This is a genomic window from Brachyspira sp. SAP_772 (genome assembly GCF_009755885.1).
In the GTDB taxonomy this organism is placed as follows: domain Bacteria; phylum Spirochaetota; class Brachyspiria; order Brachyspirales; family Brachyspiraceae; genus Brachyspira.
In genome coordinates, this window is the sequence record NZ_VYIX01000002.1 from 655,232 (window position 1) to 679,544 (window position 24,313).

Genomic DNA, 24,313 nt, shown 5'->3' on the forward strand with positions numbered 1-24,313 from the left:
AAATGATAAATGATGATTTTTTTAATAATATAGAAGAATATATAAAAAAAACCGATATAGAGTTTAATATTCTTTTTATTAATTCAATTACAAAAGATAAAATAGACTTATTAGTAAATAAAATATTAAATAAATACAAAGTTGAAAAATATTATGAAGATGTTATTTATATATTAATGGAGCTTATTAGTAATGCTATTAAGGCTAGGTATTTACATTTAATTAGTTTAAAAGTACTTAATAAGATGTATCCTAATTATTCTTTAGATGAATATTATAATAATGCTGAAATAATGAAAAAATATTCTGATATATTTAGGGATGATGAAAGCAGGGATAAGTTAAAAAGTATTTTAAAGAATGAAAATAAATTTATATCCTCTAATAAAGAAATAGATATTGATAATTTTTATAATGATATTTTATTATTAAATGAAAATACTAAGAAAAAATTTATTATAAAATTACTTATTCATATTACCAAAAACAATATAGAGTTTGATGTTGTAAATGATTCTCCACTTATTATGTTGGGAAGAACAAGAATAGACAGTAAGAGATTAACTTTCAAGGAATATTACAACAATGATATGGTAGAGAGTTTTTTCTTAGAGCAATTAGATAATACTGAAAGTGCGGGTTTCGGTTTGGCTTTGTGTGACCTTAGATTATATAATGTTGGACTTGAACCAACAAAGTATTTAAAAATATATAATGATAATAATAAAACACATTCAAAATTGATAATACCTATAAAAAGTGTATTTAGTCATTTGGTATTCCATAATAAATATTAAAGCTCTTGAGCAATTTCTTCAATTTTAAATATCTCTAATAAATCACCTTTTTTAACATCATTAAAGTTTTCTATAGAAGCACCGCATTCATATCCGCTAGCAACTTCTTTAACGTCATCTTTAATACGTCTTAAGCTTGATATTTTGCTAGTATAAATAAGAACGTTATCCCTCATTACTCTAACACCAGCATTTCTCTCTATTTTACCGCTAGTTACATAACAACCAGCTATAGTGCCAACTTTAGGTACATGGAATACATCTCTAACTTCAACAGTGCCAATATCCACTTCTTTTTTAAGTCTTTCAAGAGATCCCTTCATAGCATTTTGAATAGATTCTATTGCTTCATAAATAATGTCATATCTCTCTATAGGGATAGCAAGTTTTTCAGCTAACTCTCTTGCCTTACCAGAAGGACGAACTCTGTATGCAATTATTATAGCATTAGAAGCATGAGCTAAGTTTACATCACTCTCAGTAACAGCTCCTGATGCACTATATATTGAAACAAAACGTATTTTATCACTTTGTATTTTGTTTAGAGCATCTCTTAAAGCCTCAGCACTACCCTGAACATCAGCTTTAATTATAACCTTAAACTCTTTCATAGCATCTGAAGCTATTTTCTCATAAAGATTTTCTAAAGTAACTTTAACATTAGCCTTTAAAGCCTCTTGCTGTTTTAATTGTACTCTCTTGTCAGCAATAGCTTTAGCTTCTTTTTCATCAAGCATAACATTGAAAGATTCACCAGCTTCAGGAGTCTTCTCAAAACCTAAAACTTCAACAGGTGTAGAAGGCAAAGCTTTTGTAACTCTCTGACCTAAATCATTAACCATTGCACGTACTTTACCAACAGAAAGTCCGCAAACAAAATAGTCTCCTATTTTTAAAGTACCATTTTGAACTAATACAGTACCAACAGGACCTCTTCCTTGGTCAAGTGAAGCTTCTAATACTATGCCAATAGCTTCTCTATCAGGATTAGCTTTTAGTTCTAGCATTTCAGCTTGAAGTATAATAGCTTCTAAAAGGTCATTAATGCCTTGTTTAGTTAAAGCACTCACTCCAATATATTGAGTATCTCCTCCCCATTCTTCAGGAGTAAGACCATGCTCAGATAAAGCAGCCTTAACCTTATCCATAGAAGCATTAGGTAAATCCATCTTATTAACAGCAACTATTATAGGTACATTAGCTTCTTTAGCGTGATTTAAAGCTTCCAAAGTTTGAGGCATAACACCGTCATCAGAAGCAACAACAAGTATTACTATATCTGTACTTTTTGCTCCCCTTGCTCTCATCATAGTAAATGCAGCGTGTCCCGGAGTATCAATAAAAGCTATCTCTCCGCTAGGTATTTTTACTTTATAAGCACCTATATTTTGTGTAATACCGCCGCTTTCTTTAGCAGTAATATTACTATGTCTTATAGCATCAAGAAGTGAAGTTTTACCATGGTCAACGTGTCCCATAATTGTTACAACAGGAGGACGAGGTTTCAAATCTTCTGGCTTATCTTCTTTTATTTCTATAGTAGCCTCTTCTTGTAATGAGATAACATTAACCTTACAGCCAAAATCATCTGCTATAATTGTAGCTGTATCAGAGTCTATTATATCATTAACTCTAGCCATAGTACCCATACCCATAAGTTTAGATATTATGTCTGAAGCTCTTAAATTCATCTTTTTAGCTAAATCTCCAACAGTGATAGTTTCCATTATACTGATTTCTTTCTCAACACTTGCAAGTCTTTGTTCTTGCTGAAGTTTTTTAGCTTGCATTTTATTAAAGATTTTATTTTCTTGTCTTTGAGCTGCTTCTGCTTTAGAGTCTTTTTGAGAAGATTTTTTATCATATTCTTTTTCTTTCTTCTCATAATCTCTTTTTTTGTTGTCTTTTTTGGTGTCTTTTTTGAAAGATACATCTTCTACCGGTGCAGGAGCAATTTGATTGTTTTTATATTGTTGTTGATGTTTATCTTTACTAAAATCTTTATTAAATTCTTTGTTGGATTCTTTATTATAAGTTTTATTAGTATCTCTATTATCTTTATTGTTATTAAATCTATTAAAGTTTTTATGTTCTTGAGGAGTAGGAGCCTCTTTTACATCTTCTTGTTTTTCACTTTTATTATGTATTATGAATTTCTTCTTTTTAATTATAACTTTTTTTACAGTAGCACTAGCTTGGCTTTCTTCATTAGTATTAGAATTATTAGATTTCTTATTAATAATTACTTTCTTAGGTTTGTTATCAGGTGATAAGTTTTGCTGATTTTTGTCATTACTCTCATTTATTTGAGGCATCATCTTCCTTCTTTATTTATAGTATATTACTTGCAAGATAAATTATATTATCTTGCAAGTTTTATTTATTTATATTTATTAATTTGTTGCTCTAGGCAATAAATTATTAGTTACTTGTCCTTGTGTATTTGGCATAGCAGGAGGAACTATAGTTGCTTCTCCTAATACTGCATTATTTCTCTCTATTACTGCTTTATCTTTTAAATCTATTATATCTCTTTGAACATTTTGTTCAGCATAAACTCTTTTATAGATATCAGCTATATATGGAGCTGTTTGTGTATTGTATTCTGTGATACCATATTGTGCTAATTGTAATTGATCTTTTGCTTGATCAAAGAATGCTTTAGCTTGTTCTGGAGTTGGATTTGGTACATTGCTTGCTGCTTGTTCTATTAATTTTTGATAATAATATTGAGCTTTAATGTTTCTAATAGTAGCATCTATTGTAGATTTAGCTTCTTCTGTTTCAAAGAATTTATCTGCTTCTGCTTTTTTTAGTAGAAGTATTTGGTTTATTAAATCTTCAGCGTAATTTTGTTTATATCTACTATCACTTTCCATCATAGCTATTTGTTCAGGACTTGCTCCTTGTGCTCTGAAGGAATTTAAAAATACTTTATAATCTTTATTAAAATTAGTTTGATTAATTGTGAAATCATCTATTTTTAATACCCATTCTCCTTCCCCGCCTTGAAGATATGCTATTGAATCTGAAGAGGTTGAAGAATTTGTTTTTGAACAAGATACAAAAAATGCCGATAGAATTATCAATGATAAAAATAATTTTTTAATATACATAAAGAATACTCCTTAATTTACAATACAACTTAATAGTTGCAATAGTTTATCATATATATATTATTAGTGCAAGCTATTTTATAAATATTTATTTCTTGCCAGAATACATATTTATCACTAAATTATTAAGCTCTTTTTCTAATATACCATACCAGATAGATTTTCTTCTTTTTAGAGCACTGCTATCTAAGGCATATTTCATTAATTTATTATAAGTTTCATTTGCTTTTTGTACATTTTGAAATATAGGTATATGATTGGCAGGAAATATTTCTGTTAGGTTCATTTCTATTTCTTTTTTAATTACTGTATCATATACAGGTAAAACTTTTTCGTATCCATTGCATATACTTTCTGCATATTCTAATACCATAGGGTCAAAATCTGGAATTGTTTTTAGAAGTTTTATTATAAGTGCGAAAGTATCTATTGCTTCTTTATAATTTTCTTTTACTACGTAGGAGCCATTTGCATTATTGCATAAGTCGCATATAGTTTTATTATCATAAGCAGATATATATTCATTAACTCTTTTATTTATTTGGAATTTAGGCATAGAGCTGGCAGCTTTTGAAATTAAATCTAATATGCTTGTAAATAATCTCTGTTTCCACAAATTGCCTTTTATACTTTTTACAAGTTCTTCCATTTCATTAAAGAAAGCTTCTTTATATTTTTCATTAGGGTTAAATATTGCTTCTACTATAGGAATTTCAGTTCCTTTAAAAGATATCATACCATTATCATAGAAAGATATAATATTTTTTTCAAATATTTCACTTTTTGTTTTACTATTTTCTTTAAGAAAGTTAAACTGCAAATTTTTTGTAACAATTATTTTAGTTTCTTTCGGAGATAGCATATTTGCCCTTGCTTGCATTCTTGCTGCATTATTAATTAGAAAGCCAGATAAATCTCCATCTTCTGTGATTATAAGAGAATTGTTGCTCATTCCGCCAGCTATACCAGCACTTACTTTAAATTCTGGAAATATTGATGTATCTATATCAGGGCATTCTGTTAATATTCTTTTTTTACTTAAAGCTCCAATAATAGCCATAGTAGCACTTAAAGCATCGGTTGCAGATGGGCACATCATTACTATTTCATCGCCTTGTTTTCTATGTGATATAACATTATAAAATTTTGTAAGTTCGCCTATTTTGTTTTGCAACAAATCATCTAAAGCATGCATTTTAGAAAGATTGTTTTTATTCTCTTCACAAAACTTAGTATATCCATGAATATCAAGCATTGCTATATAAATATCAGCTATAGTTAAATTAAGTTTTAAATCTCCAGCAAAATTATATTTATGATTTTCTATAACAAATTGATCCCACAACTTTGGATATGTTTCTTTATCTAAATTATTAAAAAATCCCCAATAAATCTTTCTTATAAGTTTGAATAATCCTTTTAAAATATTATTATGGTCATTGATTTTTTCAAAATTAACATTACTAGCATAAGTAAATATTTCTGAGAATGTTCTTATTTTTCCAGATACTATTTGTTCGCTTAAATGAGTGTATAACTCATATTTTGATGTTGATGGGGTATAATCTTCTATTGTGTTCACATTGTTTCCTTAAAAATTATTAATATATATCTCAAACCCATTTAAAACTTTAACTCATAAACAAAAAAAAGCAATAGTAATTGTACTATAATTTTTATGTAAAAAACCTTGCATATATTCCTGATGGCAGTATTAAATCGCTGTTTTCTATAGGAAGAGCTATCTCTCCGCTTTCAAAAGAACCATTATTTTTAATTTGAGTTTGTAAAATGTTTTTAAGAGATATATGAGAAAAACTTGCAGTATAGCAGTTAATTAAAAATAGAATAGGGGAGCTTGATAATAGTTTAACACATTCTTCTACTAATCTTGTTAAACTTGTCTCTATTTGCCAAAGCTCTCCATTAGGACCTCTTCCATATACTGGAGGATCCATTATAATGACATCGTATTTTCTCTCTCTTCTCACTTCCCTTAAAACAAATTTTATAACATCTTCTATAATAAATCTTACTTTTTTATTTTGAAAATTATTAATTTCAATATTAGTTTTTGCATGCCCAACAATTTTTTTTGAAGCATCAACATGCACTATTTCATCACAATCAGCATAAGCACAAGCAACAGTAGCACCTCCTGTGTATGCAAATAAGTTTAGAGCTTTTATTTCTTTATTTTTATGAGTAGAAGATTTTTTTTCTTTAATTTTGTCTATTATAAATTGCCAATTAACAGCCTGCTCAGGAAAAAGTCCAATATGTTTAAAATTTGTAAACTCAATTTTGAATGATAAGTCTTTGTATTTGATGATAAAGTTTTCTTTTGGACTGTTGATATACTGCCAATAACCTCCGCCCTTATCAGAGCGATGATATATAGCATCTAAATTATTCCATTTATTTAATTGCTTTTGCCAAATAATTTGAGAATCAGGACGCGATACTAAAAAACCTCCTATATTCTCAAATTTTTCGCCATTTCCAGCATCTAAAATTTTATAGTCTTTCCAATCTCTCGCTACAATCATACAATTATTTATTATTTTTGATTATAGTAAGTTACATCATTACGAACAACAACTATATCAACTCTTCTATTTAAAGCTCTTCCATCTGGTAAATCATTAGAAGCCACAGGTCTAGTGTCGGCATAACCCGCAACAGAATATTTATTTATATCCAACTTTCCTGTTTGGTCGCTTTCAAATATTTTTTCTAATACAACAATAGCCCTTGCAGTAGAAAGTCCCCAGTTGTTTCCAAACTTTTGTTCAGTAGCACTTCCTTCTAATATTGCACCTGAGTCTGTATGACCTTCTATTCTTATATCATTTGGTAATGTGCTAAGCACTGAAGCTATTTTTATAAAAGTTTCTGTGTTGTTTTGAGTGTTTACTATGTTTGTGGAAGCTGATTCAAAATATTGGTCTGCTCCTAATGTGATAACAAATCCTCTTTCATCTTCAGATACTCTTACTTTGTTGTTTTTTATTTCTGATTCTAATACAGATACAGCTTTATCTACACTTCTGCCCATAGAATAACCTCTATCCATAGCAGGTAAAGCGTCTACATTAGCACCACCAGCAACTAATTTACTCTGCGATAAGGTAACTCCTCCAGATAAATTACCGAAAGAGCCCTGAAAAGCAGTAGCAAGAAGCTGCATAGTAGAATCACTAATAGATTCAGACATAGTAGAAAGCAGTAATACGAAGAAAGTAAGTACCAAAGTAACGAAGTCTCCATATGTTTGAAGCCATAATGGAGCAGAAGGACCCGGTACCTGTGCTTTATCACCAGCTTTTTTAGCTTTTTTACCAAATTTAATAGTAGCCATTATATATCCTTAAATTATTTATCTGTCTCCAACCTGCTCATTAACTTTTTGACGTTGAGGAGGAGGTAAGAAAGATACTAATTTATCTTTAACAATTCTAGGGTTATCACCAGCTTGTATAGATAATATACCCTCAAGCATAATACTCTGTACAATAGCCTCAGAAGCATGTCTTGCAGCAAGTCTGCCAGCTATAGGCAAAGCAAAACCGTTAGCTATAACCGAACCATAGTAAGTAGTAATAAGTGCTACCGCCATACCAGAACCGATGGCTTCAACACCGCCACCGCCTCCTAAGCTTCTAAGCATTATTACAAGTCCGATTAATGTACCAATCATACCCCAAGCAGGATATAATGAAGCAGCATCTTCAAATACCTTTCTTACTGTATCGTGCCTTGCTTCTACGTTATCTATTTCTGTATTCAAAATGTTTTTTACTAGTTCTGGGTCGGTTCCATCTACTACAAGCTGCATACCTTTTTTAAGAAAAGGATCTGCTACTTCTTGTATATCGTCTTCAAGTACAAGCAAACCTTCTCTTCTTGCCTTTTCAGAGAAACTTATTAAAGTAATAATTATTTGTGCTTCATCATAGTTAGGTTTATTCAAAAGAACTTTAATAGCTCTAGGTACACCCAATATAGTTCCTATGTCATTTGCAACGAAAAGAGAAGTAGTTCCTCCTAGTCCTGTTACAACTGCAGAAGCAATGTCCACCATGTGCCCAACATTACCACCACCTGAAATTATACCAAATAAATTGATACCTATAACTAATAAAAAACCTAAAGGTACTATAATATCCATATTTTTTACTCTCTAATATTTTATTTATTTTTTTATTTTCTTTCTAATCTTCATTACCATAGAAAGAAGGTTTTTTAGTAGAATTTTCATTTACTATTCTAGTTCTATATTCCACTATTCTATTTAATACAGTTTCAAAACTATCTTTAGTTACTACTTTTCTTCCAGATAGCATAGTAATTACCAAATCAGGAGTTTCCTCCATAAACTCTATTTGATGTGGATTAATATATAAAACGCTTCCGTCAAATCTAGTTACATATATCATAAATTAAGAAACTCCTAACCATTATATTATACTAAAAAAAAACAAAAAGTCTAATATTTTTATTTATCTTTTAAGTGCTATAACCTCTTGAAGTAGTTGATCAGCTGTAGTTATAGTTCTAGCATTAGCTTGGAAACCTCTTTGAGTAACTATCATATCTGTAAACTGTTCACTCAAATCAACGTTAGACATCTCTAAAGTACCAGCTTTAATAGAACCTCTTCCTTCAGCAGCAGCAACACCAATATTAGCAGCACCAGAGTTATTGCTCTCTACAAATAAAGTATCTCCTGCTTTTTCCAAACCGCCTGCATTATTAAACTTAGCTAAAGCAACCTGTCCTAAAGTTTTTCTGTTACCATTTGTAAATACTCCAGTAATTTGACCGCTGTCATCAAAGCTGAAGCCTTCAAGCATACCCATAGTATAACCGTCTTGCTCTATAGCTTTAGTTGTAGAAGGTGATTCAAATTGTGTGATACCATTAAATAAACCAACCTCTCCTAAAGTAAGGTTAATAGTTTGATTTACTTCTCCGTCTGTACCTGTATATGTGAAAGATACATTAGGCATTAATACGCCTTCAGTTTGAGTGTTAGTACCATCGCTTACAGAAATTAATGAACCAGCATCATTAAATACTAATTGGAAAGTATTGTTTCCGCCGCCTTCAACAGGATCGCCTGCTGAAACACTTACGCTTCCCTCTGTTGCTTCTGGCACTTCTATTACCATATCCCATCTGTTAACATCTGTTCTGTTGAATGTTGCTCTTAATTGACGAGGTATTCCTGTAGAATCATAAATAGTTAAATCTGCTTGGTGAGTATCGCTATTTTTTTGTAGGTTACAAAAGAACTTAGTGTTTTGTGTAGCACGTGCGGGATCTTTTGAACCTACTGGTATAATTAAATCTTCTACGCCAGCAGCTGTGTTTAATTCCATCATTCCTGTTTCTGGATTAAGTACCGCATTCCAACCTTGTACCTTATAACCATTAGAAGGATTAACTAAATAACCATCTTTATCTAAAGAAAAAGCACCATTTCTTGTATAATAAGAGTTATTTCCTCTCTTTTCAATAAAGAAACCTTCTCCTTGAATAGCTAAATCTGTATTTACACCTGTAACTTGTAAAGCTCCTTGTGTGTGTATTGTATCTATAGTAGCTACCTGCATACCAAGACCAACCTGTTGAGGATTGATACCGCCTCTATCTTCCTGCGGTTTAGCAGCTCCGCTCAAAGATTGGCTTATCATATCCTTGAAAGTTACTCTACCTTTTTTAAAACCGTATGTATTTACATTGGATATGTTATTACCAACAACATCCATTCTAGTTTGGTGATTCTGTAATCCAGATACACCTGCAAATAATGAACGCATCATAAGGCGAATTCCTCCATAAAAGTAATTTTTTTATATTTAATTAATTTGTTATATTCTTATAATTATTTTCGGTATAATTAAAATTTGCTTAATATTTTTTTATATACATTTAGTTTTAATATTATGAAATTAATACTTATTGTTTTTTGATAAAATTAGAAAATATTTATTAATGACTTTTAAATTATTGTTAGATTTTTTTAAACATTGAGATACATAAAAAAGAGACGCTGCCTTTCGCAGCATCTCTTAAAAATAATACTTTTTCATAAACCTTTTATATAATTAATCATCAAATTGCTGTCCCATTAATTGTCCATTAGATGATATAAACATTTCCATCATATTATTGAGTTTTATTTTGTAATTACCCCATTCTTTTTCTACGCTTACCATCATAGCTTGAGGATATGTCTTTTTTACTGTATTAGCAACAGCTTGAGGCAATACACTAAAAGGTACCCCATTATAATCTCCGTCTATATTCACCCAGTCACCATTTGTTAAGAAATCTATACTAGCACCATTCGATAACTCAACATCAAATTTTCTGCCATCTCTTTCTACTTTCCATATTTGAGCACTAGGATATATTTTCTTGATAAATGTTACTGCCTGATTTGGCAATGCTGAAGCAGGAACTATCATATCAGCAAATAGAATTGATGTAGAAAAAATTGATAATACTATTAGTGAAGATAATATTTTCTTTATCATATTAAACTCCTCTATAATTTACTACTATGTTTAGTAGCAAATTACATTTATAAAATTAATATAAACAAAAATTAGATTTATGTCAACATATTTTATAATTTTATTCTGTTAAATCTACTTCTATATTTGAAATTTTATTTATTATTTCATCATAACTCATTTTAGCAAGAGAACTATCGCTTCCGCAAGCTATATATAAATCATCAAATCTCTTCATGCTTTTATCAACTAATACTGTAATTCTTTCATCTATTCCAAATGGGCATACCCCTCCAAAAGTAAAGCCTGTTAAATTAAAAGTATCCTCTGCACTTGCAAAATTGGTTTTACAGCCAAAGTATTCTTTAGTCTTTTTTGATGATATTTTTTTATCTCCAGATGCTATTAGCATAAAAAAATCTTTTTTTACCGGTTTTAATAATATAGATTTAGCAACCTGTCCTTTTTCTATATTTAAAGACTTAGCAGCATCTTCAACAGTCTTTGTAGCACCACTTTCTTCAAATTCTTTATGCTCTATGCCAAGCTCATTTAAAACTTTTAATACTTTATCACTAATCATAAATATTCTCCATTTATATTTAATTTTGTTTATGTTCTTTTAAAAATAATCCTATACCAAATAAAATTACTATTATTCCTATAAGTTGATTAATGCTAATACTCTCTTTTAATATAAAATATCCTAATATACAAGCCCCAACAGCCTCTCCCAATATAGTCATAGATACAACACTAGCAGAGAACCATTTTAAAAGCCACATAAATATAACATGTCCAAGCATTGTAGAAATTAAAGCTAAACCTAGTATATTTAACCAAGTATATGAAGGATATCCAATGAGAGGTGTATTTGTTAATATTACTACAAAAAACAAAAATACTGATGCTGCAAAATAAGTTATAGATGTGTATGTTATGGCAGATATTCTCTTTCGTACATATTCACCCAATACAAAGTTGGCACTCATAAGCCCAGCAGCTATAAAAGCTAAAATGTCTCCAAATAATGCATTTGCACTTACCTGAAAATCTCCCCAGCCTATTATTACTGAACCTACTATTGCTATAATAAATCCAAGTATTGCTAGTTTGGTATATCTCTCTTTAAAAATAAAATAACCTGCTATTATAGAAAATAAAGGCTGAAGTGTTACTATTACAGTAGAGCTTGCAACGGATGTGTATTTTAGAGATTGAAACCATAATGAGTAGTGTGCCGCTAATGATATGCCTGATATTAATGATAATAAAAAATCTTTTTTGCTTATTTTTTTAAACTCTTCTAAGTTTTTTATTAAAAATATAGGCAAAATTATTACAAATGAAAATAATAATCTATAGAAGGCTGTTATTGAAGCGGGGGCATTAGCAAGTTTTACAAATATTGCTGACATTGATAATGCTGTTACTCCAATAAGTAAAAATATACTTTTTCCCATTACTGTAACAATTATATATTAATTTATTTTCCCAAAATTATAATATTTTTTTTCTATTTTTCAATAATTAAAATACTATAAATTGTATTATTATTAGATTGATTTTTTTACTTTATAGTGTATGATTTATATATAAAAATTTGTTTAAGAGTATAATTTGAAAGTTAGATTTTTAGGAAGCAGAGGCTCTATACCAACCCCCGGTACTAGTTTTAGTGAATACGGCGGCAACACGTCTTGCTTACAAGTTATTGACGATGAAGGCAATTATATTATCCTCGATGCTGGAAGCGGAATAAAAAATCTTGGATATTATGCTCTTAAAAGTGAAAAAAAAGAAAGCATCATTTTATTAACTCATTTCCATTGGGATCATATAATAGGCATACCTTTCTTTGCACCATTTTATTCTAATAAATATAGCTTTACAATATACGGCCCTAAAGATAATCATGAAGAGATGTATGAAACAATTAATAATATATTAGCTAAAGATTATTTCCCTATAAATCTTGAGCAGTTTGGGGCTTCTATTAAATTTGAACCTTTCTATGAAGGTAAAAAAATAAATTATGGAAATATGATGGTAGAAGCTTTATGGGTAAATCACCCTTGCTATACTTTATCCTATAAAATAACTTCTAATGATAAAACTGTAGTGTATCTTACAGACCATGAACCTTATAAAAAACGTCTTCATATACAGCATCCGTCATTAGACCATTATAATAATAATGCTAATTTGCTTCATGCAAGGCTTATAGATTATGTAAGAGGTGCTAATGTTTTAATTATAGAAGGGGAGTATACAAAAAGCGAATATCTTAATGGGCATGTTGGATGGGGGCATTCTACTTTAAATGATGCCATACAAGTTGGGCTTGATGCTGAAGTACCTTATGTTATTATTCACCATCATAATCAAGACAGAACCGATGCACAAATAAAATTGATTTACAATAAACTTTTAGCTTTTTTAAGAAAAGAAGGCATAGATTTGCAATTAGCTTTTGCCAAAGAGGGTTCTTATATTATCATTTAAGTATTATATTATTTTAATACATATTCTAGATATACAAAGCTAAAACACTTGCACTTTCGCGAAGCGTGCCAGAAGGGCGAAAACTTTGACGAAGTCCGCACAGCGACCGAAGGAAGTGCCTGTGGGTGCGAAGGCAAGAAAAAATTGAATAAAATCATATAATAAAATAATAATTATTTATGTATAAAAACTTTTAAATCAGAGTTACTATGAATTAATCTATTCCTAATATCTCAACACCATGTTTCTTAATTAAAACAGTATGTTCAAAGTGAGCAGCAAAAGAGTAGTCTGCTGTAGATATTGTCCAACCGTCATTTTCTATTACGTATTTATCAGAGCCTTCGGTTATCATTAATTCTAAAGCCAAAACCATATTCTCTTCTAGTTTTACATCATTATGCGGATGATAAAAATTAAATATATACGGAGCCTCATGATATTCATATCCAACACCATGCCCTGTGAGAGATTTTATTATACTATAACCATATTCATTTACTTTTTTTTCAACCTCTCTTCCATAGGTGCTTAAAAGTATATTTGGTCTTAATTTATATATAGCATATTCTAGTGATTCTTTGCAGGCTTTAATTAATTTATATGCTTTTTTGTTGCTTGAGTTTAATTGATTGCCTTTTACAACCATAGTTCTAGCACAGTCTGCATAGTAGTTATTATATTTAACTYCTATATCTATGCATATAATATCGCCTTGCACTAATATCTTTCTATTGGTTGGTCTTCCATGTGCTATTTCGTTTCCTATAGATATGCTAGTAGAATAACCATATTCAGGTACTTCCAAATTAGCAGGATATGCCCCTTTAGATTTTATAAACTTCTCAACATCTTTATCTATTTTTGAAGCTCTTGTTCCTGATAGAGAATGTTTAAATGCTAAGTCTATAGCTTCTTGTGCTATTTTAGCTGCTTTTCTAATATTTTCTATGGCTTTCTCATCTTTGATAGAAGGCTTTACAATATCTGTTGTATTGCTTTTAATAAACATTATTTTACAGCCTTACTTTATTTTAATGATTTAGGTGTGAATATTCTTAGCAGTATAACTAAAATAATGGCACCTAAAATTGCAGATGATAGATTTATGTTAAAATAACTCACTATCTCAGTTAATCTTGGCAAATAATATGAACCAAGCAAAGCTCCAATAGTAGCTATTATAAACATCATAACCCAACCGCCGAATACTTTTATATGCAAAACATTATAAAAAATTAAGCTTATCACTATTCCTATTAATATATAAGCAGCTACTACTATCAAATATTCCATCTTTACCTCTATTATTTATTTTTGATATATATATTAATATCAATTTGAAGAAAGCCCTATAAAGAAAGATTTTAATTGAGCTTCTTCATCTTGTATAGGTATAAATATCATATGAGAAATATTTTCTCTGTCCTTCTCATCAAATTTAATTTTTAAAGATAATGATGAGAAAGGATCTGATACATATAATGTTTTTCTAGATGATAATATCTTTTTAAATAAAGCTTCATTTTCATCTATTTCTAGTTTATTTTTAGTATCTTCTGTAAGGTTTTTGGAATCTACTATTTTGTATATACCATTTTCATCTTTAGTAAGCATAGCAGAATGTAATATATTAAGCCCAGATTTTTCTTTTATCCAATCTAGCATTTCATATAAATTTTTATTTACAAACTTCTCACCTCTAATTGCTTTAAGAATATTTTTCCAATTTGAAGTCATATTATCTCTTACTTTCTCTTCAGCATCTTTATAATCTTCAGGCATAGCAGGTCTTTTCTCTTCAGGGTCGTATAATTCGCTATCTATTAAATCTTCTGTATCAAATACATCATCTTCGCTTGCTTTTCTTATTACTTCATCACTATCATAATCATGTGATTTATCAAATTCGTTTTTATCATCATCAAATAGAAAATCTTTATTAAGAGCAAGATTAAAAGAATCTAAAGAAGAGAAATAATCATCTTCCTTTTTACTAATTTCATCATCAATTATAGAACCGTGACTTATCAAAATATCCTCCTCATCATCAGAAATAATATCATCTATCCCTCTTATAATATCTTTATCATCATATTCTTCATTCTCTTCTAGTACATTATCTAATGTAGGTACATAATCCAATTCTTTATCTTCTTCAGATACAGTATTTATGTTATTATCCAAATTATCTATATTTGGTATTGAATTATACTCTTCTTCTAAATCTTCATCAAGATTATTTATAGTTTCATTTTCTTTAATATTGTCTTCTATATCTTCTAAATCTTCAATTATATGCTCATCTGCATTATTTTCTACATCATCAATATTGTCTATTTTAATAGCCTCATCATCAATATTATCTTCTATATTTTCTAAATCTTCTATATTATCTATATTCAAATGTTCATCAGTGTTATCTTCTACATCATCAACATTATCTATTTTAATAGCCTCATCGTCATCAATACTATCTTCTATGTTTTCTAAATCTTCAATATTTTCAATATTCAAATGCTCATCAGTGTTATCTTCTACATCATCAACATTGTCTATCTTAATAGCCTCATCATCAATACTATCTTCTATATTTTCTAAGTCATCAATATTATCTATATTTAAATGCTCATCTGTATTATCTTCTACCTCATCAACATTGTCTATCTTAATAGCTTCATCGTCATCAATACTATCTTCTATATTTTCTAAGTCATCAATATTATCAATATTTAAATGCTCGTCAGTGTTGTTTTCCACCTCATCAACATTGTCTATTTTAATAACCTCATCGTCAATACTGTTCCCTATATCTTCCAAATCTTCAATATCTAGTGAATTTTCTTTACTTATATTATTTTCTATTTCATCTAAATCAGGTAATTCTAATTTACTATTCTTATCAATATGTTTCTTATTTTTTGATTCTATTCTATTTAAATATTCTATATCTTCATTTAATGTATCTAAATCATAATTAAAATCATCAAGATTATTATCATCATCAAAATTATTATATTCATCATCTTCTACAATATTATCATTATCTGAATATATAACGTCATCTTCTATATCAGTAACATTTTGTGCTTGTAATTTTTTTCTTTCATATAATACGCTTGATATTAAAAATATTAATGAAGAAGAAAGTATAATAAGCAAAATATATTTTAAATATCTTTGTATAATAGGTACATCAAGTTCTAATATTCCAACATTAAAATTATATATGTCTTTAACATTGCTTGAATGTAATATATATGAATAAGCACCTATATTTATTAAACCGGGATTATTCATATATTGATATAATGCATCTCTTGAAATACTATTAATATTTATAGAAGGGTTATAATATATTACACCATTTGGTATAAGTAGGAAGTTTAAATTATACGAAGTGTTTTCAAAAATCTTTTTAAACACACTTGCTACAATATAGCCAACCTCTAAACCTTTATCATTTTTTATAGGTTTAACAAAATAAACCCCATCAAAATCTTGATCGAAATAAGCCTTTTTATCATTTGCTTTTAATGCATTAAGATTTATGCTTTTTCTATTGTCTGGAGAAGAGAATACTGCCTGCCCATCAGAAAAATAAAGCCCTACAGTATCAAAAGCATAATTGCCGCTTCTGAAAATAGATATAATTCTGTTTTTTTCATCTTCATTCATTCCGTTTAATACCACATTTTGAAGTAGTGAAGGAAAATTATAACTTTCTATTATTTTATCTAATCTATTATCATAATCATTTATTAGGCTTAATATACTATTTTGACATATTAAAGATGTTCTATCAAGTTTTTTAGTATCTATATCAAAAGCATCTTTTTTTAATCCAAATACAAAAGTAATAAATAGAGCAATAATTATAGCATTAAGCAAAATAGCTATATATACAAAAATAGAAATATTATTATGTCTATCAAACATAAAAAACCACCTATATTATTTTTTAGTTATACTTTTTCTTGCATCTTCTTCTGCTTTACTTATTATTGAAGATAACATCTTATCAAAAGCAGCAAATACATCTTCTGTTCTTTTAGTGTCTATATTTTTTATTTTTTCCTCATTATTATTTTCTATATTGTTATATGAATTATATATATCCATATTAATATTATTATTTTCTTCTTTTACTTCTTCTGTTTTATCTATATCTTTTGCTTCACTTGTTTCTTTTATTTCTGAATTAAAAGTATTTTCATTACTGTAATTATTATATGATAATGGCAAGTCGCTTTTAATAATTTTTCTATCTCTTATATCTTCAGCATTAGAATATTCATCATTTAAAGAATAATATTCATTATTTTCTGTTTCTTGATAATTGTTGTATTCTTCTTCAGCTTCTTGAATGATTATCTCTTCATCTTTATATAAATCTATATCATCTTGAATATTTTCTATTTTGTACTCATATTCTTCATTATATTCATCATTATTATATTCGCTATTATAGTCATTATGCTCTTGTGTTTTTTCAATATCTTCTAATGTATTATTATATTCTAATATTTCATCATCTTCTTTTATGTTTTCTTCTTCTACAAATTCTATTACATCTTCTTTTTTATCATTTTCTAATTCTTTATCAACTTCATTTTCTATATAGCTTAATGAATAAATATTATCAAGATTAGCTTCTTCTATATTATTATCTTTTGTTTCTGCTGTTTCTTCTATTTTTTCTATTGCTGTATTATTATTATTTATCTCTTCATTTTTATCAGGATCATATTTATTAAACTTTATCATGTTTACAATACTTGATATATCTTTTGCAATACTAAATTTATTTTCTTTTTCTTCTTCTTTTTTATTATCATCAAAGTATTTTTCTGGTATTTTATAATGAAGTTTTTCTATTATTGGAGGCATATCATCTATTGTAGTAGATTTAGGTATATCTGCCTTTACTAAACTTTCATCTATAAATAACTCATTTTCACCCTTCACACTCTCTAAAAAATCTCTATTAGTTTTAATTTGCATTAAATATTTAAAGAAATTAATTATTCCAGTTAATATTAATTGGAATAATAATATAAGTAAAGCAGTAGCAGCTAATACTATCAATTCAAAATAATTAGGATACTCTTTTCCTATCATAGATACAGATAAAGAATCATTAACTATAAAACTAGGCTGTTTTTTATAGTAAGCAAATCTATTAATAACACTAGATACTTTTTCTATAGATTTCTCTCCAACAGATTCTCTTACATTGTAAACCAAATCTCTAGAATCGCTTATATAAAGTCTTTTATCTGCTACTTGATAATACATAGCTATATCAGAAACATAAGAATAATCATTTCTTGTAGTAACAATAATTTCTCCATGTTTATTTTTAATATATTCCATTATATAGAATGCATTTTCATTTTCAGCATTTAATACCAGAGAGCCTTTATTTTTTATTTCTTTTAATAGATTATCTTGCAATTCTATAGGCCAAGATTTATTATTAGCCGAATATAGATTGAGTCTCATTTTACCATCTATAGAAAAAACGGTCATGCTTCTTAAATAAGGGTTTTCTAAAGTCATTTTATAATAATCATTTTTATATTTTTCTAATTCTGCTTTAGAATAATTTTTATATGGGTTATAGTCTTTTAATATATCAGACGTTTGATACATACTATACCCTACATAATCTGATATAGATTGAGTTATTAAATTTACTTGATATTCTGAAACTGTATTTCTTTTTATTTTTAAATTTGTGGCAAATTTATCCATCATTTCCATCATCATATCTAAATAATCATTAATTAATACAGATACTTTACTATTTTGAGGTAATACTGTATTACTTGCTACTCTTGCAAACATAGCAACTATAAAAATCATTAAAAATGATATCATCAAACTAAGAATTGTTTTAATAATTTTTTGCTTTTTATCATTATTCATAACTCTAACCCTTATTATACTACTATAGCTATATCTTTATTATTATATTTTATCGGATAAAGAGTTTTTTACTTGAAAACTTTATTTCAAAAGAATATTTGGTATTTTTATATGTTTTATTGTATTTTTATAAATTATGGAACTCTGGGATCATATTATTATAAGTGCAAAACTGTTTAAATCCTATATCTTTTAGAATTTCTTTTGCTTCATTTATATGAAAACCTAAATGACTAGGCTGATGGCTGTCGCTTCCTATGGTTATAATATTGCCGCCCAATTTATGATATAGTTTTAATATATCTATAGAAGGAGTTGTATCTTTTAAGCCGTATCTAGTGTAAGAAGTATTAAACTCTATTCCTTTGCCATCTTCTATCACTATTTTTAATATATCTTCTATAATAGGTTTTACTTTTTCAAATGGGTAGATTCCTTTTTTATCATATCTTATGATTAAATCTAAATGCCCTAACACAGAATAATTTTTGAATTTTTTTACAACTTCAAGAATCTCTTTATAATATGCTTTATTATATTCTTTTTGAGTTTTATCTCTTTGAAAATCCTGTGTCCAGAATTCTTTATCATTTACTTGATGAACAGAAAGTATAATAAAATCAAAATCATATTTTTTTAAAAGAGCTTCATATTTATTAATAGTATGAGTTTGTATTCCACATTCAAGACCTGTTTTTATATTAATTTGTTTTGAGTATTTTTCTTTCATTTTGTTAATATCTTCTATATATTTGGGATAATTAACATTTGTAATTGTGCTTTTATCTTTTATTTCAATTTCTTCCCAATCTTTTTTTATGCCATAGTCTACATGGTCAGTTATGCAAATATCATCTATATTTAGTTTTATGGCATCTTTTATAACTTCTTCTAATGGATAATTAGAATCATCACTAAAATCTGTATGTACATGATAGTCGGCAAACATATTAATAATTCCTATTTTTATATATAATTATATATGTAAATAATTTTTATTGTATATATTTTTATGATTTTTTTAATAATTAACTATTAAAATAAAAATTAGGTATTAGTACATAAAATACCAATACCTAATAAAATTATAAATATAAATTATTGTAATGTTTTCATGTCTATTACATATCTAAATTTAGCTTGTCCGCTTGTAAGTTTTTGATAAGCCTCATCTATTTGATTAGCAGCAATAATTTCTGTTTCTGGGTATATTTTGTGTTTAAGAGAAAAGTCAAGCATTTCTTGAGTTTCTTTAATACCGCCAATCATAGAGCCATAAACTTTTTTACCTCCAGAGAATATTAATCTTGCTAAATCTATGCTTTGTTTTAATTCGGCAGGAGGAAGTCCTACAATAGCCATTTCTCCGCCGTATTTTAATAAGTCAACATAATTATTAACATCATATCCTGTAGGAATGGTTGATATTATTAAATCAAAACGAATAGTAACATCTTTTGTAGAAGTAAATAAATCTTTTGCTCCCATCTCTAAAGCTTCTTTTTTCTTTTTGTCGTTACGAGCAAATACATAAACATCAGCTCCCATATTAACAGCATATTTTACAGCCATAGAGCCAAGTCCGCCGAAACCAGCAACACCTACTACATCGCCTTTTTTAACACCAGAAAATTTAAGAGGTGAATAAGTTGTAATTCCAGCACATAAAAGCGGAGCAACTTTTTCCATTGGTGCATCTTTTGGCACTGTGATAGCAAACTTTTCACTTACCACTATATTGTTTGAATATCCGCCGTAAGTAGGCTCATCATTGTGAAAATGATCTTTACAGTCATAAGTAAGTACAGTAAGACCTCTTTCGCAAAATTGTTCATGACTTCTTTTGCAAGCCTCACATTCTCCGCAAGAGTTTACCATACAGCCCACACCTGCATAATCACCAACTTTAAATTTTGTAACATTCTTTCCAACAGCTACAACCTTTCCAGCAATTTCATGACCCGGCACCATTGGATATATTCCCTCATGCCACTCACTTCTTGCAGAGTGTATATCACTATGACATATTCCTGCATACATTATCTCTATTAAAATATCATTGTCTCCCATAGAGTGCCTTGAAAACTCAAAAGGCTTAAATGTATCAGTTTTGCTATGAACTGCGTATCCTTTAGCATTTATTCTTTTTCCAGAATTAGCTTCTTCTAAGTTCTTTTCTAATAACATATATATATCACTCCTCATTATTAAATATGTTTTATTATGGTATTTATTATAACATTGAAGTGCACTCTAATGTCAATATTTTTATACTTTAAAATTTTTAAGTTTGTAAAAATTGATTTTTGTTTTAATTATTTGCAGGGCTTTGCCCCCTGCGAAGCGTGCCCTTAGGGTAGCACCCCATTTCTTTTACGACCGAAGTAAGTGCCTGTGGTATTGGTATAAAAGAAGCAAAAGAACTGCATTTTTAATCTAAGTTTATGGTATTATTTTAATACATATTCTAGTACATGGAGTTAAAATATTTGCACTTTTTGCAACTTTTGACGAAGTCCGCACAGCGACCGAAGGAAGTGCCTGCGACTGAAAGGAGTACCTTTAGGTATGGGTGCGAAGGCGGGAAAAGTTGATAACAATTTTACAAAAATATATTAATTGAGAAAATATAGATGTTTAACTATATAAATTTGAAAATATTTTGACAATTTGGCTTTATTCAAGTATATTATTTTTAGTAATTTTTTAGGATAATTATATGCATAAAATTAACGGTGTTCTATATAAACAAAATTGTTCATTAAAAAAATATAATACTTTTAGAGTAAATGCTAAAGCACTTCATTTTTATATGCCTGAAACTATTAATGGCTTTATAGATTTAATTAAATATTTAAATGATGCTGATAAAAGATATATTATTTTAGGCGGCGGGAGCAATGTACTTTTTTTGGATAAAATAATAGAAGTTCCTATAATACACACTGGATTTTTTACAAGAATAGAGCAGACTAGTAATAATATTTTAGCTTATTCTGGGGCTAATGTTATGGATGTTGTAAAGTATGCTTATAGAAATAGTTTTACAGGTATAGAGTTTTTGTATGGGCTTCCGGGAAGTATTGGGGGAGCAGCGTACATGAATGCCCGTTGTTATGAACATTCTATATCAGAGTTTGTAGATAGTGTGGGCATTATAGATGACAATATTGAATATATGCATATAAAGGCAGATGAATGTAATTATGGTTATAAAAAAAGTATATTCCAAGATAAGAAATATATTATAATAGATGTGAGGCTAAAACTAAATAAAGGCTTAAAAAAGATAATTAAAAAAGATATGAATAAATATATAAGAGACAGAAAAAAAAAGAATCAATATAAATATCCATCTGCAGGAAGCACTTTTTTGAATGATTATGAAACTAATATGATAGCTGGTAAAGTGATAGATTCACTTAATATGAGAAACACTAGGGTAGGGGGAGCTATTGTTTCGCCTTATCATGCTAATTTTATTGTTAATTATAATAATGCTACGGGAAGAGATATTTTTGAATTAATGAAAAAGGTAAGAGAGGAAGTGTATACTAAAACAGCTATAAAGTTGAATGCTGAAGTGCGTATCATAGGAAATGATGAAAATGAAGTTTTTTGATAAAGATTTTAATAATTATAATGAAAAGCATTTATATTATATTGATAGTGCTATAGAAAAAGCTAAGGCACTTTATGACAGCTGTATATGCTGCGGACATTTATGCAGAATAAACAGAAACAATAACAAAATAGGAAGATGTAAGATTTTTGAAGACACTAATCATATAAAAGTAGCTTCTCATACTTTGCATTTTGGTGAAGAGCCTATGCTTGTCGGAAACACTGGAAGCGGAACTGTGTTTTTTTCTAATTGCAATTTATCTTGCGTTTTTTGTCAGAATCATCAAATAAGCTCTGAAGGCATGGGGGAGATTATAGACTTAGATACATTGTCATCTTATTTTTTAGATTTAGAGAGAGAGGGTGCTAATAATATTAATCTTGTAAGTGCAACGCATGTAATTTATCCTGTATTAAAGGCTTTAAAAATTGCATTACTAAATGGCTTAAACTTGCCTATAGTTTACAATACAAATGGTTATGATACTAATGAATTATTAGATTGTTTGAATGGGATAGTTGATATTTATTTGCCAGATTTAAAATATTTTAATAATGAGAAGGCTATAAAATATTCTAGGGCTGAGAATTATTTTGATGTTGCAATTAATGCTATAACTATAATGAAAAATCAGGTTGGGGATTTAATTGTAGATGATAATGATATTGCCAAAAGTGGTATAATAATAAGGCATTTAATTTTACCAAATAATGAATCAGATTCTTATGATATATTAATAGAATTAAAAGAGAGAGGATTTTTAAATAGCTATATTTCCTTAATGTCTCAGTATAGTCCAGAGTTTATGGCAAAAGATTATGATAATATTAACAGAAAACTATATGTTAAAGAATATAATGAAGTATTAAACTTTGCATTAGATTTGGGTTTTGAAAATATATTAGGACAAGAGATGGAAAGCAGTGAAAATTATTTACCAGATTTTAGAAAAGACAAGCCGTTTGAATAAAAAGAAATAAATAAAAAATGGAGCGGGCGAACGGAATCGAACCGTCATCTTTAGATTGGAAGTCTAAGGTAATAACCATTATACGACGCCCGCGATTAAAGTTTATTTATTATAACATACAAATAAAAAAAAGCAAGCTATTTTATATTATTATTACTAATATTTTACCAAGAATTTTACTTATTTATTGTAATATGGTTTTACTGTTTAAGAATAATTTTAAATAATTGGGGAAAAAATGAAAAAAATAATATTAATTCTATCATTTATTTTAACTACAGTAGTTGCTTGTTCTAGTACACCTAAGGCGACTACTCCAGAAACAACATCTGGTTTTAATACTCAATTAAATCTTCCAGATGGTGTTAGGGTGAGAGAAACTCCTAGAGGAAAGGTATTAGAGCTTTATGACCCTAAAGCTAAAAGTGATGTTGGTAAGCAGACAGGAATTTATGAAGTAAAATTCCAATTCGACAAAGCTGTAGAAATAGGAGAGTATAAACAAGCTTATAATTTAGTTTATACTATATTAAACAATAATCCTGAAATAAGAATTATGGTAGAAGGTAATTCTAGTAAAGAAGGTAGAGCTCCTTATAACTACAATTTGTCTGTAAGAAGATCTGATACTAGTTACAATTATTTAATAAAATTAGGCACTAAAAATAACAGACTTCTTAAAAATGCTTTTGGTGAGGCTCTTCCAGAATATCCTACTTTAGAAGCTAATAGAAGAACTGAATTTATAGTAATAATGAATGAAGCGGATTTAAAAAAGTATAATGACTTTGCAAAAACTGTCGATGTTAATAAAGAAAATTAATATCTAAGGTTTTGGTAAAGGC

22 protein-coding genes and 1 tRNA gene are annotated in these 24,313 nt (G+C 28.4%); 5 read left to right on the top strand and 18 right to left on the bottom strand.

Going from position 1 to position 24,313, the window contains the following annotated elements:
- The first annotated feature begins 2 nt into the window (after window positions 1–2).
- Window positions 3–797: a hypothetical protein gene (locus GQX97_RS08055; RefSeq protein WP_157151431.1), complete on the top strand. Its 795-nt coding sequence runs from the start codon at window positions 3–5 to the stop codon at window positions 795–797.
- Here GQX97_RS08055 and infB read toward each other — a convergent pair.
- From infB to GQX97_RS08110, 11 genes are all read right to left on the bottom strand, one after another.
- On the bottom strand, window positions 794–3,112 hold the full coding sequence (infB, locus tag GQX97_RS08060) for a translation initiation factor IF-2 (RefSeq protein WP_157151759.1): 2,319 nt from the start codon (window positions 3,110–3,112) through the stop codon (window positions 794–796). The two genes, GQX97_RS08055 and infB, sit on opposite strands and share 4 nt — an antisense overlap.
- A gap of 78 nt (window positions 3,113–3,190) precedes the next feature.
- Window positions 3,191–3,913 (bottom strand): SurA N-terminal domain-containing protein, encoded by a 723-nt coding sequence (locus GQX97_RS08065; RefSeq protein WP_157151432.1) that lies wholly within the window; start codon window positions 3,911–3,913, stop codon window positions 3,191–3,193.
- An 88-nt stretch (window positions 3,914–4,001) separates the two neighbouring features.
- Window positions 4,002–5,495: a hypothetical protein gene (locus GQX97_RS08070; RefSeq protein ID WP_157151433.1), complete on the bottom strand. Its 1,494-nt coding sequence runs from the start codon at window positions 5,493–5,495 to the stop codon at window positions 4,002–4,004.
- A gap of 94 nt (window positions 5,496–5,589) precedes the next feature.
- Window positions 5,590–6,462 carry a class I SAM-dependent methyltransferase gene (locus GQX97_RS08075; RefSeq protein ID WP_157151434.1) on the bottom strand — a complete coding sequence of 291 codons (873 nt, stop codon included), beginning with the start codon at window positions 6,460–6,462 and terminating at the stop codon, window positions 5,590–5,592.
- Between the two features lie 11 nt (window positions 6,463–6,473).
- Window positions 6,474–7,274: an OmpA family protein gene (locus GQX97_RS08080; RefSeq protein WP_157151435.1), complete on the bottom strand. Its 801-nt coding sequence runs from the start codon at window positions 7,272–7,274 to the stop codon at window positions 6,474–6,476.
- An 18-nt stretch (window positions 7,275–7,292) separates the two neighbouring features.
- Window positions 7,293–8,084, bottom strand: coding sequence for a motility protein A (locus GQX97_RS08085; protein ID WP_157151436.1), 792 nt, complete (start codon window positions 8,082–8,084; stop codon window positions 7,293–7,295).
- 43 nt (window positions 8,085–8,127) lie between these two features.
- Window positions 8,128–8,352 carry a flagellar FlbD family protein gene (locus GQX97_RS08090; protein ID WP_157151437.1) on the bottom strand — a complete coding sequence of 75 codons (225 nt, stop codon included), beginning with the start codon at window positions 8,350–8,352 and terminating at the stop codon, window positions 8,128–8,130.
- A gap of 63 nt (window positions 8,353–8,415) precedes the next feature.
- Window positions 8,416–9,741, bottom strand: coding sequence for a flagellar hook protein FlgE (gene flgE / locus GQX97_RS08095; RefSeq protein ID WP_157151438.1), 1,326 nt, complete (start codon window positions 9,739–9,741; stop codon window positions 8,416–8,418).
- Window positions 9,742–10,026: 285 nt separating this feature from the next.
- The gene (locus GQX97_RS08100; RefSeq protein WP_157151439.1) at window positions 10,027–10,458 is read right to left on the bottom strand and encodes a PepSY-like domain-containing protein; all 432 of its coding nucleotides are present in this window, start codon (window positions 10,456–10,458) and stop codon (window positions 10,027–10,029) included.
- A gap of 100 nt (window positions 10,459–10,558) precedes the next feature.
- On the bottom strand, window positions 10,559–11,020 hold the full coding sequence (locus tag GQX97_RS08105) for a YbaK/EbsC family protein (RefSeq protein ID WP_157151440.1): 462 nt from the start codon (window positions 11,018–11,020) through the stop codon (window positions 10,559–10,561).
- Window positions 11,021–11,039: 19 nt separating this feature from the next.
- Window positions 11,040–11,900, bottom strand: coding sequence for a DMT family transporter (locus tag GQX97_RS08110; protein WP_157151441.1), 861 nt, complete (start codon window positions 11,898–11,900; stop codon window positions 11,040–11,042).
- 157 nt (window positions 11,901–12,057) lie between these two features.
- Between GQX97_RS08110 and GQX97_RS08115 the strand changes: the two genes are divergently transcribed.
- On the top strand, window positions 12,058–12,942 hold the full coding sequence (locus GQX97_RS08115; protein WP_157151442.1) for an MBL fold metallo-hydrolase: 885 nt from the start codon (window positions 12,058–12,060) through the stop codon (window positions 12,940–12,942).
- Between the two features lie 214 nt (window positions 12,943–13,156).
- Here the strand turns inward: GQX97_RS08115 and map are convergent, their stop codons facing one another.
- From map to GQX97_RS08145, 6 genes are all read right to left on the bottom strand, one after another.
- The gene (map, locus tag GQX97_RS08120; RefSeq protein ID WP_157151443.1) at window positions 13,157–13,954 is read right to left on the bottom strand and encodes a type I methionyl aminopeptidase; all 798 of its coding nucleotides are present in this window, start codon (window positions 13,952–13,954) and stop codon (window positions 13,157–13,159) included.
- Between the two features lie 17 nt (window positions 13,955–13,971).
- Window positions 13,972–14,238, bottom strand: a complete 267-nt coding sequence (locus GQX97_RS08125) for a hypothetical protein (protein WP_157151444.1) — start codon at window positions 14,236–14,238, stop codon at window positions 13,972–13,974.
- Window positions 14,239–14,277: 39 nt separating this feature from the next.
- Window positions 14,278–16,881: an AAA family ATPase gene (locus GQX97_RS08130; RefSeq protein ID WP_157151445.1), complete on the bottom strand. Its 2,604-nt coding sequence runs from the start codon at window positions 16,879–16,881 to the stop codon at window positions 14,278–14,280.
- A 15-nt stretch (window positions 16,882–16,896) separates the two neighbouring features.
- Entirely contained in the window at window positions 16,897–18,873 is a 1,977-nt protein-coding gene (locus GQX97_RS08135) for a hypothetical protein (protein ID WP_157151446.1), read from the bottom strand.
- Window positions 18,874–19,000: 127 nt separating this feature from the next.
- The gene (locus GQX97_RS08140; protein ID WP_157151447.1) at window positions 19,001–19,822 is read right to left on the bottom strand and encodes a histidinol-phosphatase HisJ family protein; all 822 of its coding nucleotides are present in this window, start codon (window positions 19,820–19,822) and stop codon (window positions 19,001–19,003) included.
- Window positions 19,823–19,971: 149 nt separating this feature from the next.
- Window positions 19,972–21,060, bottom strand: coding sequence for an NAD(P)-dependent alcohol dehydrogenase (locus tag GQX97_RS08145; RefSeq protein ID WP_157151448.1), 1,089 nt, complete (start codon window positions 21,058–21,060; stop codon window positions 19,972–19,974).
- Between the two features lie 532 nt (window positions 21,061–21,592).
- Between GQX97_RS08145 and murB the strand changes: the two genes are divergently transcribed.
- Together murB and GQX97_RS08155 are read left to right on the top strand one after the other, a co-directional pair.
- Window positions 21,593–22,495 carry a UDP-N-acetylmuramate dehydrogenase gene (gene murB, locus GQX97_RS08150; RefSeq protein ID WP_157151449.1) on the top strand — a complete coding sequence of 301 codons (903 nt, stop codon included), beginning with the start codon at window positions 21,593–21,595 and terminating at the stop codon, window positions 22,493–22,495.
- Window positions 22,482–23,468, top strand: coding sequence for a radical SAM protein (locus GQX97_RS08155; RefSeq protein WP_157151450.1), 987 nt, complete (start codon window positions 22,482–22,484; stop codon window positions 23,466–23,468). Before murB ends, GQX97_RS08155 begins: the two co-directional genes overlap by 14 nt.
- Before the next feature lie 18 nt (window positions 23,469–23,486).
- Here the strand turns inward: GQX97_RS08155 and GQX97_RS08160 are convergent.
- A tRNA-Gly gene (locus GQX97_RS08160) sits at window positions 23,487–23,561 on the bottom strand.
- Between the two features lie 145 nt (window positions 23,562–23,706).
- Between GQX97_RS08160 and GQX97_RS08165 the strand changes: the two genes are divergently transcribed.
- Entirely contained in the window at window positions 23,707–24,291 is a 585-nt protein-coding gene (locus GQX97_RS08165) for an OmpA family protein (protein ID WP_157151451.1), read from the top strand.
- The last annotated feature ends 22 nt before the right edge of the window (window positions 24,292–24,313 follow it).